Origin of the sequence: Limnochorda sp. L945t, assembly GCF_035593305.1 — a bacterium.
Classification (GTDB): Bacteria; Bacillota; Limnochordia; order Limnochordales; family Geochordaceae; genus Carboxydichorda; species Carboxydichorda subterranea.
This window is the reverse complement of sequence record NZ_CP141615.1, coordinates 3084574-3098918: the sequence shown is the minus strand read 5'-3', so window position 1 is coordinate 3098918 and position 14345 is coordinate 3084574. Positions and strand designations below refer to the sequence as shown.

Genomic DNA, 14345 nt, shown 5'->3' with positions numbered 1-14345 from the left:
GGCAGCATAGCACATCGAGGTTGCGGCCACCATGACCCCCTCGTAAACCTTCGCCGCACGCCCGCGCGTTACGGGCCGGCCGCACCGGCGGCGACTGGTCGCCCGGCAGCGGGTTCACGGCCCGGGAGGCACCAGGTGGAAGGGAATCAGCTTGTCGGCGACCATGCCGGCCAACCAGACCCCGTACGTGATGGCAAGGTGACGTGCGGGCTCCCTGTACGGGGGATGGAAGTTGAACATCGCGTAACCGGCGGCGTAGCTCATGCACCCGATAGTCCAGAACAAACCGACGTCCCACCACACCACGAGCTCCGTGCCCAGCACGACCGCCAGCTGGGAGACGAGTAACCCCCACCAGGAGAACCGTGGACGTGGCTTCGACTTGGCCGTTGCCATGAGTGTGCCCCTTCCGCTGCCCATCGGGGTAGGCTGCTCGACGTGAAGAAGAAGGCGGGGCCGGCCGCCCTCCTCCTACCGTTGCGTCACCACGCGCGGGCCGCTCTCCCGCCGGGTCCTCCCTACCAGTGCCGGCTCCAGCTGCTCCAGGCCCTGCCGCTGATCTCGTTGACGACCTTGGTGCGGGCCCACGAGTAGATGGAGTATCCCGCCTGAAGGCCGGCCCGGGCCGCGCGCATGCCGACCTGGATGCTCCCGTTGATGGCACCCAGGCCGCCCCCGACCAGGGCGGCGGCCGCCATGCCGGTCCAGTACCGCCCGGAGCGTGGGTGATAGCCGCACGAGCGAGCGTAGCTGTACGCGCCGTCCACGGCTCCGATAGCCGCTCCGACGGCGATGGGCCACCACTCCCCCGAGAGCTGTTGCTGCTCCTCCGGACCCAGAGGCACGCCAAAATCCGCCGGGTCGAAGGGACCTGCCACCTCGGCCGCGCCGGCCGCCGGCGCGGGGACCACCACTGCCAGCGCCGACACCAGCACCGCTGCTGCTACCGCCCGCCAACCGTGAGTCGCCACCGTGCTCCTCCCTTCACGCCCGTACACGCCTTCTGTCTTGCCGGCCCCGCCTACGCCCCGTCCGAGGGCCACTGCAACTCCGCCCAGAGCGCATAGGCGCCCGGGTCGTCCAGCCTCCACGAGACCGTCACCGATACGTCCTTCCGGCTGTCCCGGAAGAGGGTCAGGCCCGACGCCACGCGGGCCGCCAGCTCCCGGCCGGGGAGGCTCCACCCCGCTTCCACCGAACCATGCAGGCCCAGGCGGTCCGAAAGCACGTGGACCCACTGGCCCTGCAAAGTCCACCTGGCAAGAGGAGCGCTGCCCCCGCCCGCGCTCATCGCCCCCCCGACGGCGACCAAAGCGGGATCCATGACCCAGGCCCATGTCATCCCGATGGTCTGCACCGGATACCACGGCCCGCCGTCGTCGGGCGCCTGCACTCCCAGCGCCACGCTCCACTCGCGGCTCGATGCGTCCGCCTCGTCGCGGGCGGAGGCGGTGAGGGCGAGGCTGGCGCCTTCGAAAAGGACGCCCCAGCTCCCGGACGGCCCTGCGTCCGGCCCGAGAGGCCACTCGAGGTCTGACCGGCCGGGTCGATGCACTGCCCGCCACGAAGCGCCGGCGGTCGATCGCCACTCCACCCCTGCGGCGCTCCACACCCAGCGACGAGAGCCTTCCAGGCCCACGGACGTGGGCTCCTCCCGCCACTCCGGCCAGGTCCCTCCCGGGGAAGCGGCCCGCTCGATCGAAAGACGCACTCTCCACCCATCGACCGGGCCGGGCTGGATGAAGCCGGCGGCGCGGCACCCCGAGCCGGACATGCCACCGAGACCAAGCCAGGAGGCAACCGTCACGCCGACCAGGGCCACCCGGTGAGCTCTGTCCCTCGAGATCCAGGCCACCTTCCTCACCTCCCGCCGCCTGCCCAGCCGTCACCCACCGGCCACCGCATGAGCAGGCGATGTCTCTTGCGCATCTGCCGCAACGCCTCTACCACCGCCGTCTCGCTTCCGGATCCGGAAGAACCCAGCCGGCCGCCGGGGTCGACCAGTACGAGCACGCCGGTCCAGCCGGCCCGGAAGCGGGTGGGACTCAAGACCCGGTGCCCGAGGCTCGGGTCGGCCAGGTACACGGCGTCGGCATCGGCCGCCAGCAGCACCGTGAAGTGGCGACGGCCGTGGTCGACCAGCGCGACGGCGGGCCGCGTGAATCGTGCGAAGTAGGATCGGAGCTGCTCCCAACTGCTGCGGACCGCGTGGGCCCGCACGCCGTGGCGCTCGAACACCCGGATCAGATCGGCCACCGACGCGGGTCGCAACCTCGCTCCGGGCCCGGTGCCGTCCATGAGCTCCCGCTCGCTCACAGGGTGACCCAGCGACGCGAGCACCGTCGCGACCGCGGCGTAACCGCAGGAGTGGTCCTCACTCTGCCGCACGATGCCGAGAAACCGTGCCTCCGTCTCTCCCGAGGGCCGCCACGAGAGCGGGTCGACGCCCATGGCACGGCCGGGATCCCCCCGGAGGAGGCTCGCCATCCCCAGTAGCGCACCCAGCGCCATGACCATAGTTAGGTGCGCTATCCTCCCACGCTCAGAGCTACGGCTCCGACCACGTGCTTGCATGGAACACCTTCCAAGCGGCCCGTTTCTGTCTGGGCGAGTTTAGTTTAACTATCGCCCTCCCCTGCAGCAATCCCGGACGGCAGGGCCGGGTAGCCTGGACCCGCGTCCTTTTCCCCGCAGCGATACCCCGCTCGCCGTCTCTCCCCGTTGCCCCTCCCCCGGCCCGTTCTCCCCCGGAGGATCCCAAGGGAGAGGTCCCCGGGCGTCGAATCCCGGGAGCGTGTGGGGGGCTTGCCCGTGGTGCATGCAGATCCGCCGCACGAAGAGGTGTTCCCGGGGATCTGGCGGGTCCCGATCGCCATCCCGGTGCCGCTTCGCTACGTGAACAGCTACCTGATCGAGGGCGACGCCGGCTGGACCGTCGTGGATGCCGGGCATCACACCCCGCAAGCCGAGGCTCGCTGGGAACAGGTCCTGGGCGAGCTCGGCATCGGCTTTGCCGACATCGAGCAGATCGTGGTGACCCACTATCACCCCGACCACATCGGCTGCGCCGGCTGGCTCCAGCAACGGTGCCATGCGCCCGTGCTGATCCTGGACAAGGAGTTGCCGCAAGTCGAACGGTTCTGGGACGGGGGCAGCGACGCGGGAGAGGCGATCGAAGCGCAGTTCGTGCGCCACGGCGTGCCCGGCGAGGTAACCCGCCAGCTCCCGGCACACCACCTGCAGCAGGTGGCCATGGTGCACCCGCTCCCCCGCTTGACCCCGCTGGCCGAGGGCTCCCGGATCCGGGTGGGACGCCGGTCGTTCGAGGTGTTGTGGACGCCGGGCCACTCCGAGGGCCTGCTCGTGCTGTGGGAACCGGACGAGCGCCTGCTCGTGGCCGACGACCTCATCCTGCGCCCCATCACGCCCAACATCAGCCTCTGGCCCCACTCCCGCATCAACCCGCTGATCGAGTACCTGCGCTCGCTCGAGCGCGTGCAGCAGCTTCCCGCCCGGCTCGTGTTGCCCGGGCACCGCCACCCCATCGAGGACCTTGCCCGGCGCATCGACGAACTGCGGGCCCACCACCGGGAACGCCTCGACCGGGTAGAAGCCATCGTCTCGGCACGAGCGGCTGCCGCCGACGGCCGGGGGGACCTGCTCGCCACCGCGTGGGACGTGCAGCTCCAACTCTTCGGACCGCAGCCCGAGCTCATCGGCACCCGCTTTGCCGTGGCCGAGGCGTTGTCGCACCTGGAGTGGCTGGTCGAGCACGGCAGGCTCCGTCACGCCGTGGAGGAGCCCGTCATCCGCTACGCCCCGGCCTGAGCGGACCCTGCTCCGGCAGGGGTCAGCCCGGCGGGTGCGAATCCGCGCAGGGTGCCCCGGACGGGCGGGAAAGCGGGCGAGCGCGTGGCGTTGCCGGGTTCCTCGCGGCGGCCGGCAGGAGCTGCAGCGTGGCTGGCCAGAGCCGCCGGCATCGGCGAACCGCATGAGGTTCCCTCGGTGTTATGGGTGCTGGCGCTGGGCGGTTTCGTGCTGACCGTGGGTTCGTCGTTCGTATGGCCCATCAACACGGTGTACATCCACTTCGCCCTGGGCAAGCCCCTGGTGGTGGCGGGGCTGGTGCTGCTGCTCTCGTCCGGAGCAGGGCTGGCCGGCCAGCTGGCCGGCGGGGCGCTCTTCGATTGGGTGGGGCCCAGAGGGGTCATGCTGGCGGCCCTGGTCCTGGCCGGAGCGATGCTGGCGGTGATCGGCCTCGTGCGGATATGGTCCGTCTACGTGGTCGCCATGGGGCTCAACGGCTTCGCCTACGGCCTGCTCGATCCGGCTCAGAGCGCGCTGTTGGCCCGCGTCTGGCCGGAGGGAGGGCGCAAGGGCTTCAACTTCCTCTACGTCGCCCGTAATGCAGGCGTCGCCGTCGGGACGGCGCTGGGAGGCGTGGTCGCCGAACGCTCGTTCACCGCTGCCTTTCTGGTCAACGCCGCGGCAGCCCTGGGCTACGGGGCGGTCGTGTGGCGCTCCTTACCGGCTACCCTTGCGCCGGCGCGCGGCGGTCCCCGGCTGCGGCGACCGCGGCCGGCAAAGGCAGCGGCGGGCTCGAGCGGCTCGCTCGACCGGGAGGCTCCTGGCCGCGCGCTGGCCGCGCTCGGCCTCATTGCCATGGGGGTCGCGCTGATCTGGATGGCGTACAGCCAGTGGCAGGCCGTCATCTCCGTCTACATGCGGGAGCTCGGATACTCCCTCTCCTCGTACGGCATGCTCTGGACCCTCAACGGCCTCATCATCGTGTTCGGCCAGCCGCTGATCGTGGGGGTCGTGCGCCGGTGGCTGAAGAGCCTGCCCGGCCAGATGATCGCGGGGACGAGCCTGTTCGCCGCCGCCTTCCTCCTCGTCTGGCAGGTGCCCCGCTACGAGGGGTTCGTAGCCGGCATGGCGATCCTGACGCTGGGCGAGATGCTGGTGCTCCCGGCGCTCCCGGCGGCCGTGGCCGAGATCGCGCCGGCCCACCGGGCAGGACTCTTCCAGGGCGTCATGGGCGGAGCCGTGCAGGCGGGAAGGATGCTGGGGCCCGTCGGCGGCGGCGCGATGTACGACCGGTGGTCGCCTCCGGGCGTACTGGCAGCGGCAGCCGGCGCCTGTGCGGTGGCGGCCACGGCGTTCATGGGCTACCGTGCGACGTGGCGAGGGCGCCCCTCGCCCTCCGCCACGGGAGGGGCGGCAGTTGCCGGGGAAACCCCCAACCGCTAGAATGAGGCGGGATAAGTCGCGCTGAAATAATCATTTAGGGATGGCTAACATACCATGCAACACCCGTTTCACGCGGAGGCCTCAGGCGGCCGCGCTGCAGAGGGCGCGGGCCTGCCTTCCCGGCCGGCACCGCAGGGCCCCACCGGCCCGCCTCCCGACAGCATCCCCGCCCGCTCCCGGGACGCATCCACCGTGGCGGTGGCCATCGAGGTCCTCCACGGGGGAAGCCGCCGGCGCGCCTGGGAGCGGCTGCTCCCTTTCCTGGGCCCGGCGTTCATCGCCTCGGTGGCGTACGTCGATCCGGGCAACTTCGCCACCAACATCCAGGGCGGAGCCCAGTTCGGCTACCGGCTGGTCTGGGTCATCCTGGCCAGCAACCTGATGGCGATGCTCGTGCAGGCGCTCTCGGCCAAGCTCGGGATCGCCACGGGCCGCAACCTGGCCGAGCTGCTGCGCGATCGGCTCCCCCGCCCGCTGCTCTATCCCATGTGGCTGCTCATGGAGGGCGTGGCCATGGCCACGGACCTGGCGGAGTTCCTGGGAGCGGCGCTCGGCTTCAACCTGCTTTTCCACGTTCCGCTCCTATGGGGCGCCGTGCTCACGGCCGTCGCCACTTTCGTCATCCTGGCCCTGGAGCGCCACGGCTTCCGCCCGCTCGAGGCGGTCATCAGCGCCATGGTCGGGGTCATCGCCCTCGCCTACGTCGTCGAGACCATCCTCGACCGCCCCGACTGGGGGCTCATCGTCCACCACGCGGTGGTGCCGAGCTTCGCCGGCCCGGAGAGCGTCCTCTTGGCCACCGGCATCCTGGGCGCCACCGTGATGCCCCACGTCGTCTTCTTGCATTCCAGTCTCACCCAGGGCCGCATCGTCATCCGTGAACCCCAGCTCATGCAACGCCTGTTCCGCTACGAGGTCGTCGACGTGGTGCTGGCCATGGGAATCGCCGGGTTGGTCAACGCCGCCATGCTGATCATGGCGGCCAGCACCTTTCACAGAGCCGGCCTCACCCACGTAGCGACCATCGAGGACGCCCACCGCACCCTGCAGCCGCTGCTGGGGCCGGCCGCCAGCTGGGTCTTCGCCATCTCGCTACTGGCGTCGGGACTCTCTTCCTCGACGGTGGGCACGATGTCGGGGCAGGTGATCATGCAGGGGTTCCTGCACTGGCACATCCCCGTCTGGGTCCGCCGCATCGTGACCATGGCGCCCTCGTTCGTCGTCATCGCCCTCGGGCTCGAGCCGACCCGCACCCTGGTCATCAGCCAGGTGGTGCTCAGCTTCGGGCTGCCTTTCGCGGTGGTGCCCCTGGTGATCTTTACGGCCCGCCGGGATATCATGGGGCCGCTGGTCAACCACCGCCTGACGACGGCGGTGGCGGGTGCCGTGTCGGCGCTCATCGTGGTGCTCAACGCGTACCTGCTCCAGCAGACGCTCACGGGAGGCCTGTGAGTTGCCGCTGTTCAACCGTTTGCTGGTGCCCCTGGACGGCTCCCGGCTGGCGGAGGCGGTGCTTCCCGTCGTCGAGACGATGGCGCGCTCCCTGGCGGCCTCCGTCACCCTGCTCCACGTCATCGAGGCCCGGGCGCCGGTCCAGGTCCACGGGGACCGGCACCTTTGCGACCCTGCCGAGGCAGGGGCTTACCTGGACGGCGTGATGCAGCGCCTGGCGGGTAAGGGCCTGTCCGTCGAGTGCCACGTGCACGAGGCGGCCGAGGGCGACGTGGCGCGCAGCATCGTGCAGCACGCCGAGGAGCTGGCCAACGATCTCGTCATGCTCTCCACGCACGGGCACGGGGGGATGCGGGGGTTCTTGGTGGGCAGCATTGCCCAGCAGGTGCTCGTGCACGGCACCCACCCCGTGCTCGTCGTCCACCCCGACGCCACCCCCGAGCCGTGGCGATGCGAGCGGATCGCCGTGCCGCTGGACGGCGGCCCGCACCACGAGCACTCCCTTCCCGTCGCCTGCGAGCTGGCCACAGCGCTCGGGGCTACTTTGCACCTGGTGACGGTCGTGCCCCGCAGGAGCGACCTGCCCATGGAGCGAGCGGCAGCAGGGCGCCTGCTTCCCCGGACGGTCGACGCCCGGCTCGACATCGAGGAACAGGCGGCCGTGCACTACCTCGAGCGCCTGGGCGCGCGCCTGTGCGAGCAGGCGGCTCCGCCCAAGGCCCAGGTGCGCCGGGGTGAGCCGGCAGCCGAGCTCGTGGGGGCCTTCCGGGATGCCCGGATCGACCTGGTGGTCATGGCGAGCCATGCCCTCAAGGGCTGGGACGCCTTCTGGGCAGGGAGCGTGACGCCCAAGATCCTCAGTCAATGGCGCGGCCCGGTGCTGCTGGTGCGGGCCCGGGCGCAGCCTCCACGGTGAAGCTCCACTCGGCCCACGGCTGGGAGGGGTTACCCGCCCGATCGGCCGCCTCCACCTTGACGTGGTGCAGACCCGGCGCCAGGGGCGCAGCGAGCACCAAAGTCGCCCGGCCGCTCCCTTCGTCCCAGCGGACCGGCACCGGACGACCGTCCAGCATCGCCAGGATGCCGGCCGGTTGCACGCCGGCGCCCCGGTCGTGGATCTGTACGGCGATCTCGGGCATCGCGCCCGCCACCCGCGCGCCGGGAGGCGGCGTCCGGGGGACGACGACGGGTCCTTCGAGATCCTCGCCGGTGTCGGAGTAGATGGCCCGCAGGTGGTCGAAGTAGAGGGTGCCCCGGCCGCCGCGCGAGGCGTCGGTCTCCACCACGTAGATCCGTCGCACCGTCACCGGAGGGCGCACGTCCGGCGGGATCGGGGCCTGCACGTGCCTCCACCCGACCCAGTCGAGCCCGTCCTTGGGTGTGAAGTCCACCGTGATTCCCGGCCCGTCCCGGCGAAGCGCGTCGTACAGCGTGGCCCGCAGCCAGTGGCGGCCGCCGTCCCCATAAACCCACAGGCCCAGGCTACGAGGCCGGCCATCCAGGGGCAGGCCGTCCGGCCAGACCACGTAGGCGGCCCGGGTACCCGCGGGGCCCGCGGTAAAGTCGTAGGCAAGCTCCAGGGAGTAAGTGCCGAGCCTCACCGGAAGCGGCCGCTGGGCCACGCGTACCGACGCCCGTGCCCGCACGGCGAGGGCCTGCACGCGCCAGGGGCCTTCGAAGCCCTCCAGGAGGACCGGCGACTTGCCGACCACGAGGCGGGCGCTGGCGGGGGCCAGGCCGGTTCTCCCGCAAGTGAGCAGGCCCTCGCCTCCGGCCGACGGGCCCGCCCGTACCAGGCCATGGCCCTCGATCCACGTGCCGGCGACACCGGAGATCCGGCAGTCGAACAGCTCGGGCGAAACCAGCAGCTCCTGGCCCTCGTGCGAGGCCCTCACCACGAACTCGGCCGCGCTGCCGCGGTCCACCACCACGGGGTCCGGCTCGATCTGCACCCGGTCGGGAGCCCCGACGACCCGCACGGGCACGCGGGCTGTCACGCCCCCGGCGCTGGCCACGACCCAACCTTCGCCGGGGCGCCGGGCTCGCAGCCGCCCGGCCGCGTCGACCTCCGCCACCCCTCCCTCGACGGCCCACCGGACGGTGCCCGGGTCGACGGCCACCGGTGCCAGCACGTCGTCCGCTCCCAGCACCCGCAGAGGCCAGGCGCTGCCCTGCAGCAAGACCAGCCGCGAGGGGCGCAAGAAGACGTGGCGCAGCACGCCGGTGGGAGCGGCCGTGCTCACCACGGCCAGGGCGTTGCCGACCGCCCGCTCCGACCCGTCGGACGGCCGGTTGACGAGCCGCAAGCCTGGCTCCCCGGGCAGGCGCGCCAGGAGGGTCGTCGACCCCCCGCCGTCGAGGTTGAGCCCGTCCGTGGCGCCGAGCCCCCGGAGTATCCAGGCCAGCTCTTCGAGGGTGACGCCGGTGCTGTAGGGAGGCTGGCGCCCGTCCACGGCGACGAGCAGAAGCTCGTCGCCCCTCACGCCCAGGGCCGTCCGGGGGTGCACCCCCTCGACGGAGGGAAGGCCCGGGTCCGGACGCCCGTTGCGTAGCAAGGACCCGGGGCCGCCGCCGATGGCCTCGATCACATCGTTCCAGGTGCGGCCGGATTCGCCCCACAGGTCGATCCGAAGGCGCACGGCAGTACCGGGCCGGAGCACGCGGGCCATCCACTGCGCCGCCTCGCCCGCGCCCGATAGTACCAGGCTTCCCGGCGGGATGGCAGTATCGCCCGGGCCTTCCACCACGGCACTCACCGTGCCGGTGTAGGTCACCCCGGCCCGCAGCGGCAAAGGAGGCGTCAGCGCGGCGATGACGGCCTCCGTTCCCCCGGGCCCCGTGCGGGTCGAAGCTGCCCACGAAGGCGAGTAGAGAACCAGCGCCTGCGGGCCTCGAGGCTTGTTGACCGCCAAAAGCCGGCTCCTCGAACCGCCCGCCGTCCAGATGACGGCGTCCATGCGTACGGGCTCGAGCAGCATCTGGCCCTCGGAGGTAAGGCCCCACGCCGCTCCCACCGGTTGAGGGCTGGAGAGGAGCTCCCCTTCCCGGATCTGCAGGTGATAAGGCACGCCTGCGAGGGGCGGGCCTGTCCAGAAGTCTCCGTTGACGGCGCCGACGACCGTCGAACGGGCTTCCACGGAGACCCAGGACGCCTGCACGGGCACAGACGCCAGGCCGAGCACCCCGCCCCCTGGGCCGGGGCTGGTGGTGCGGATCCGGACCGGAGCCCCGCGGAGCTTCGCGGACAGGACGTAGACCCGGCTGACACCGGCGTCGCCCGTAAAGGCGTAAGTTTGCAGCCGGACGCCCGGCGCCACCGGCAGCTCCTCCAGCGGCTCCAGCACCGGCCCTGCGAAGCCGGGAGGGGCCACGCTCGCTTCCACGGCCGCCCCCGCGACGGCCGCTGCGAACAGCATCGCCACGAGCCGGTGCCGGTACGCTCGCACGGGTCTTCCTCCGCTTGGCGCAGGTGGTCAGTCCGGGCGCGAAGCCGCCACGCCCCCGGCCCCGGCGCCGGCCGGCTGGCCCGCCTTGGCCTCCTCGAACACCCGGTCTGCCCGGTACGAGCTGCGCACGAGCGGCCCGCTGAAGACCTCGACGAACCCCTCCTCGTATCCCCAATCCCGGTAGCGCAAGAACTCCGCCGGCGTGACGTACCGCTCCACGGAGAGGTGGCTCTTGCTGGGGCGCAGGTACTGCCCGAGGGTGAGGATGTCGACGCCCGCCGCTCGCAGGTCCCGCATGGCCTCCCGGATCTCGCCGTCCGTCTCCCCGAGCCCGAGCATGAGGCTGGACTTGGTCAGCACCTCCGGGCGATGCCGCTTGCCGAAGGCCAGGACCTCCAGGCTCTGGTCGTACGTCGCCCGCGGATCCCGCACCCGGGGCGTGAGCCTGCGCACCGTCTCCAGGTTGTGGGCGAACACGTCGAGCCCGCTGTCGACCACCAGGGCGACCGCCGCCCGGTCGCCGCGGAAATCGGGTGTGAGCGCCTCCACCCGCGTCGAGGGCGCAGCCTCTTTGATGGCCCGGACGGTGCGCGCGAAGTGCGCGGCACCCCCATCGGGCAGGTCGTCCCGGTCGACCGAGGTGAGCACGACGTACTCGAGATCGAGCTCCCGGACGGCGGTGGCCACCCGCTGCGGCTCCCCGGCGTCGACGGCTCCCCTCGGGTTGCCGGTCGCCACGGCGCAAAACTTGCACGCCCGCGTGCACACCCACCCCAGGATCATGAACGTGGCGGTGCCATGGCCCCAGCACTCCGCCACGTTGGGGCACCGGGCCTCCTGGCACACCGTGTGCAGGCCCAGCTCGCGCACCAGTCCCGAGACCCGGGCGTACACGGGCCCCACCGGCAACGGTACTTTGAGCCACTCCGGCTTGGGCCGCGCCGTGGCGGTGCCGGGCCCGTCCGTAGGACGCTTGCGCAGGCCCCCGCGTACGGCTTTGATCTCCGTGACCATCCTGGCACCTTCTCAATCGAAGTCGGGTCCGAGTTGGGGATGCGTGTGGAGCTCGTGCAGCCGCCGCAGCTGCTGCTCGGTGATCCGGGTCACGGAGAGCTCCGGCAGCGCGTCCAGCGAAAACCACCCTACCGCTTCCGTCTCCGTCCCGGCGCGGGACTCCCCACCCACCAGCTCGCACCCGATGCAGATCTTGTAGACGGCGTACGCCACCGGGCGATCATGGTGGCGGGAGTTGTCCCACACGGCCAGGATGCGCACCGGGCGCACCCGGTATCCCGACTCCTCGTACACTTCGCGAACGGCCATCTCCCCCGGCGAGGACCCCACGTCCGCCCAGCCCCCGGGGATGGACCAGCGCCCATCGGAGCGTTCTTTCACCATGAGCACCCGGCTCTCCTGGAAGACGGCCGCCCGCACGTCGACCTTCGGGGTCGGGTAGCCCGATTCGCCGGCGAATAGCTCTCGCACGCGGAGCCGGTCAGGCGAGCCATCGAGCCCGGCCCCGTGGGCCAGCATGTCGGTCGCGAGCTCACGAAGTTCCCGGTAGCGGTCGAGGTCATAGGGGTCCCTGGCGAAGGAGAGGCCCGTCTGCGCAATCGCCTGGATGCGCTTGGCCCACCGGATCCATTGTGGTTCCACCATCATACCCCCCGGCGATCACGTGATGGCTGCAGGGCCGGCCGTCGGCGCCGCGCCGTGCGGACGGGCACCGGGATCGAAAAGGGGACCCCTAGAATATAGACCGTCGGCCGGAGAAGTGCGCCCCCTTCTCACCGGACTCCCGCGGGACGCCGCCGCGTCCTTCTTCTTCGCCGCTGCTCCGGCGTCTTAGCGCCGCGACGTTCGCGGGCCTGGAGAAGGATGTCGAGGTGTGCCAACCGGCCAGGAGCGCTCGGATGCGGATCCGGGGCTACGAGCAGTGAGCGGGCTGCCGGGCGGGATACCCGTCTTCGGCCCGGCAGAGGCCTGCCTGACGACGGCGTCGCGGATGGCCTCCCACCAGCGGAGCTCCCGGCGGCAGGACTCGCAGCGCGCCAGGTGTCGCTCCACGCGCAGGCGCAGCCGTGGGCCGAGGGTGCCGTTGACGTACCAGGGCAACCATGGGTCGACATGATGGCCCGGCACCTCCGGCGAGGCTCCGGGCGAGCTTACCGCGTTGCACAGGCAGGTGCGGGCGCCGGTGCGTTCTCCGCCTCCAGACACTCCCGGAGTCGCTGGCGGGCATGGCTGAGGCGGCTCTTGACCGTTCCGACCGGGCAACCCATCACGGCGGCCGCCTCCTTGAGCGAGAGCCCGTGGAGGAAGACGAGCCGGAGCGCCGCCTGGTGGACGGGGGACAGGCGCTCCATGGCCTGCGCCAGGAGCTCCCGCATCTCCGCCGATTCGAGCCCGGATGCGACGGCCGACCCCTCGTCGCCTTCCCATGGCTCCGTCGCCCGCAGCCTCTCGGGGGCAACGGGCTCGAGCCTGCGGCGATCCGCCTGGCGGAAGGCATTGAGGGAACGGTGGTGGGCAATGCCCAGCAGCCACGTGCTCACCCGCGACGCTCCACGAAACCTTCCCGCGCCCTGCCAGGCAGCCAGCCATACGTCCTGGAGGACCTCCTCCGCCAGCGCCGGGTCTCGCACCAGCTTGACGATGTAGCCGAGCACCCGCCGCCGGTAGCGTCGGTGGAGCTGAAGGAGCGCCTCCTGTTCACCCGCCGCCATGCGGCGCACGATCTCGACGTCCGGATCCGTGGTCAGCTCACGTGGAACTGCCGCCTGGACTTCCAAGAGATGCTCCTTGATCTACCGGTCGGTGGGTCACCCGAGAGCCCGCCCGGGTTCACCGGCCTCCGGGTGCCGGACCGGACTGTTTGCCTGGCAACGCCAGTCTCCGCCACCATCGTGACCGTCCCTTTACCACCACGTAACACGCCGGTTATCGTCGGGTGACGGATCTTACTGCCCGCCCCGGGCCAGGATCTCCACGTTTGCGTACTCCGCCCGGATCCGCACGACGTGGCGCCCGCCGCCCGCCGCAGCCACGAAGTGCTCCGCTCCCTGCGTAACCCGCGGCGCCTCTGGCAGCCCCGTCCGGTTGACGAGATCGCCCATCCGCACCTCCACGTCGAACCGGTGGTCCAGCGGCTCTGGCAGCTCGACGCGTACGCCCGTGTAGCGGGAGGTGAGGTCGACGCTGCCGAGCGGCCTTTCCACGAGCAGGTTGCCGTAGCCGGTCGAGGCCGCGACGTCCCCGCGCACGTCGCGCAGGGTGACGTCGGCGAAGTGGCCGTCTACCTCCGCGCCTCTTCCCACTCCGTCCGCCTCGAGGCGTCCGTAGCGGACGCGAGCCGAGAGCCGGCCGCCGACGCCGCTCATTCGCTGGTCCCGGAAGTCAGCCCGCACGGTCAAGTCGCCCCGGACGTCGTCGATCGTGCTGGAGGCGTAGCTACCTGATACCTCCATGGATCCTGCCACCCGCCGGACGGTCAGGTCGCTGAACGGCACGTCTACCCGCCAGTGGCCCCGCAAATCGTGCAGCTCCGTGCGGCCCATGGAGTTGTACACGAACGACGGCCCAGCCACACCGGAGACGCTGACCGTCCCGGAGCTGTTTCGCAGCTGCACGAGGCCGTCGGAAGGCATGCGCCCGGCAAGCTCGAGCTTGACCCGCTTCACCTCGGAGGGAGTGAGGGCAGGCCGGTCGACCTCCAGCCGGGCGCCGCCCTCCTCCGTGGAGACGAGCCGCACACGGAGTTGCTGCAGGTACTGCCGGGCCGCTTGCTCGCTGGTGGCGTACACCGTCAGGCGGGACTCCAGTTCGACGTCGGGCCCGCCCGCCGGGATCTGATCCCGAGCCACGCCGTCGAGGCGGATGCTCCCGAACGGGTTTTCGACCTCCAGCGCCTTACGCGGGGCCAGCGAAGCCTCCAGTTTCGTCGACGCCGATGCCTTCGGAGTGCTGCGCTCGTCGATCGCGCCCTCGCTCGCCAGCATGGCCCACTCGTCGGCGGAGATGCCTTGGCCTTCCATCAGGTCCCGGAGCGAGTGTCCTCGAACCCGGAAAAGCTCCTGGTAACCCCAGCCGATCGAGTGGACGTCGTGCGTGGCCCACAGCACCTGGGCCCGCCAGTCCACCATCGCCACGACGAACAACGCCAACAGCGCCCATAGCGCCGCACGCTTCACGTTCAAG

At 71.3% G+C, this 14345-nt stretch carries 14 protein-coding genes; 4 read left to right on the top strand and 10 right to left on the bottom strand.

What is annotated here, in order from left to right:
* Positions 1-114: 114 nt before the first annotated feature.
* The 4 genes from U7230_RS14365 to U7230_RS14350 all read right to left on the bottom strand — a co-directional run bounded on the left by U7230_RS14365 (position 115) and on the right by U7230_RS14350 (position 2517).
* Positions 115-396 carry a hypothetical protein gene (locus U7230_RS14365; RefSeq protein WP_324716517.1) on the bottom strand — a complete coding sequence of 94 codons (282 nt, stop codon included), beginning with the start codon at positions 394-396 and terminating at the stop codon, positions 115-117.
* 122 nt (positions 397-518) lie between these two features.
* Complete coding sequence (locus U7230_RS14360) at positions 519-971, bottom strand: hypothetical protein (protein WP_324716516.1); 453 nt, start codon at positions 969-971, stop codon at positions 519-521.
* 50 nt (positions 972-1021) lie between these two features.
* Positions 1022-1855, bottom strand: a complete 834-nt coding sequence (locus U7230_RS14355) for a hypothetical protein (protein ID WP_324716515.1) — start codon at positions 1853-1855, stop codon at positions 1022-1024.
* A gap of 5 nt (positions 1856-1860) precedes the next feature.
* Positions 1861-2517: a C39 family peptidase gene (locus U7230_RS14350; RefSeq protein ID WP_324716514.1), complete on the bottom strand. Its 657-nt coding sequence runs from the start codon at positions 2515-2517 to the stop codon at positions 1861-1863.
* Between the two features lie 294 nt (positions 2518-2811).
* On the opposite strand from U7230_RS14350, the gene U7230_RS14345 reads away from it, so the two are divergent.
* The 4 genes from U7230_RS14345 to U7230_RS14330 all read left to right on the top strand — a co-directional run bounded on the left by U7230_RS14345 (position 2812) and on the right by U7230_RS14330 (position 7618).
* Entirely contained in the window at positions 2812-3828 is a 1017-nt protein-coding gene (locus tag U7230_RS14345; protein ID WP_324718258.1) for an MBL fold metallo-hydrolase, read from the top strand.
* A gap of 177 nt (positions 3829-4005) precedes the next feature.
* Positions 4006-5250 (top strand): MFS transporter, encoded by a 1245-nt coding sequence (locus U7230_RS14340; RefSeq protein ID WP_324716513.1) that lies wholly within the window; start codon positions 4006-4008, stop codon positions 5248-5250.
* A gap of 192 nt (positions 5251-5442) precedes the next feature.
* Positions 5443-6702, top strand: coding sequence for an Nramp family divalent metal transporter (locus U7230_RS14335; protein ID WP_324716512.1), 1260 nt, complete (start codon positions 5443-5445; stop codon positions 6700-6702).
* 1 nt (position 6703) lies between these two features.
* Complete coding sequence (locus tag U7230_RS14330; RefSeq protein ID WP_324716511.1) at positions 6704-7618, top strand: universal stress protein; 915 nt, start codon at positions 6704-6706, stop codon at positions 7616-7618.
* Here the strand turns inward: U7230_RS14330 and U7230_RS14325 are convergent.
* The 6 genes from U7230_RS14325 to U7230_RS14305 form a co-directional block, all read right to left on the bottom strand.
* Positions 7560-10148, bottom strand: a complete 2589-nt coding sequence (locus tag U7230_RS14325; RefSeq protein ID WP_324716510.1) for a phosphodiester glycosidase family protein — start codon at positions 10146-10148, stop codon at positions 7560-7562. The genes U7230_RS14330 and U7230_RS14325 overlap by 59 nt on opposite strands.
* A 27-nt stretch (positions 10149-10175) precedes the next feature.
* Complete coding sequence (lipA, locus tag U7230_RS14320) at positions 10176-11162, bottom strand: lipoyl synthase (RefSeq protein ID WP_324716509.1); 987 nt, start codon at positions 11160-11162, stop codon at positions 10176-10178.
* A gap of 12 nt (positions 11163-11174) precedes the next feature.
* On the bottom strand, positions 11175-11810 hold the full coding sequence (locus U7230_RS14315) for an NUDIX hydrolase (RefSeq protein WP_324716508.1): 636 nt from the start codon (positions 11808-11810) through the stop codon (positions 11175-11177).
* A gap of 183 nt (positions 11811-11993) precedes the next feature.
* Complete coding sequence (locus U7230_RS15560) at positions 11994-12290, bottom strand: anti-sigma factor family protein (RefSeq protein ID WP_404980530.1); 297 nt, start codon at positions 12288-12290, stop codon at positions 11994-11996.
* A gap of 23 nt (positions 12291-12313) precedes the next feature.
* Complete coding sequence (locus U7230_RS14310; RefSeq protein WP_324716507.1) at positions 12314-12940, bottom strand: RNA polymerase sigma factor; 627 nt, start codon at positions 12938-12940, stop codon at positions 12314-12316.
* Positions 12941-13108: 168 nt separating this feature from the next.
* Positions 13109-14344 (bottom strand): DUF4097 family beta strand repeat-containing protein, encoded by a 1236-nt coding sequence (locus U7230_RS14305; RefSeq protein WP_324716506.1) that lies wholly within the window; start codon positions 14342-14344, stop codon positions 13109-13111.
* Position 14345 lies beyond the last annotated feature (1 nt).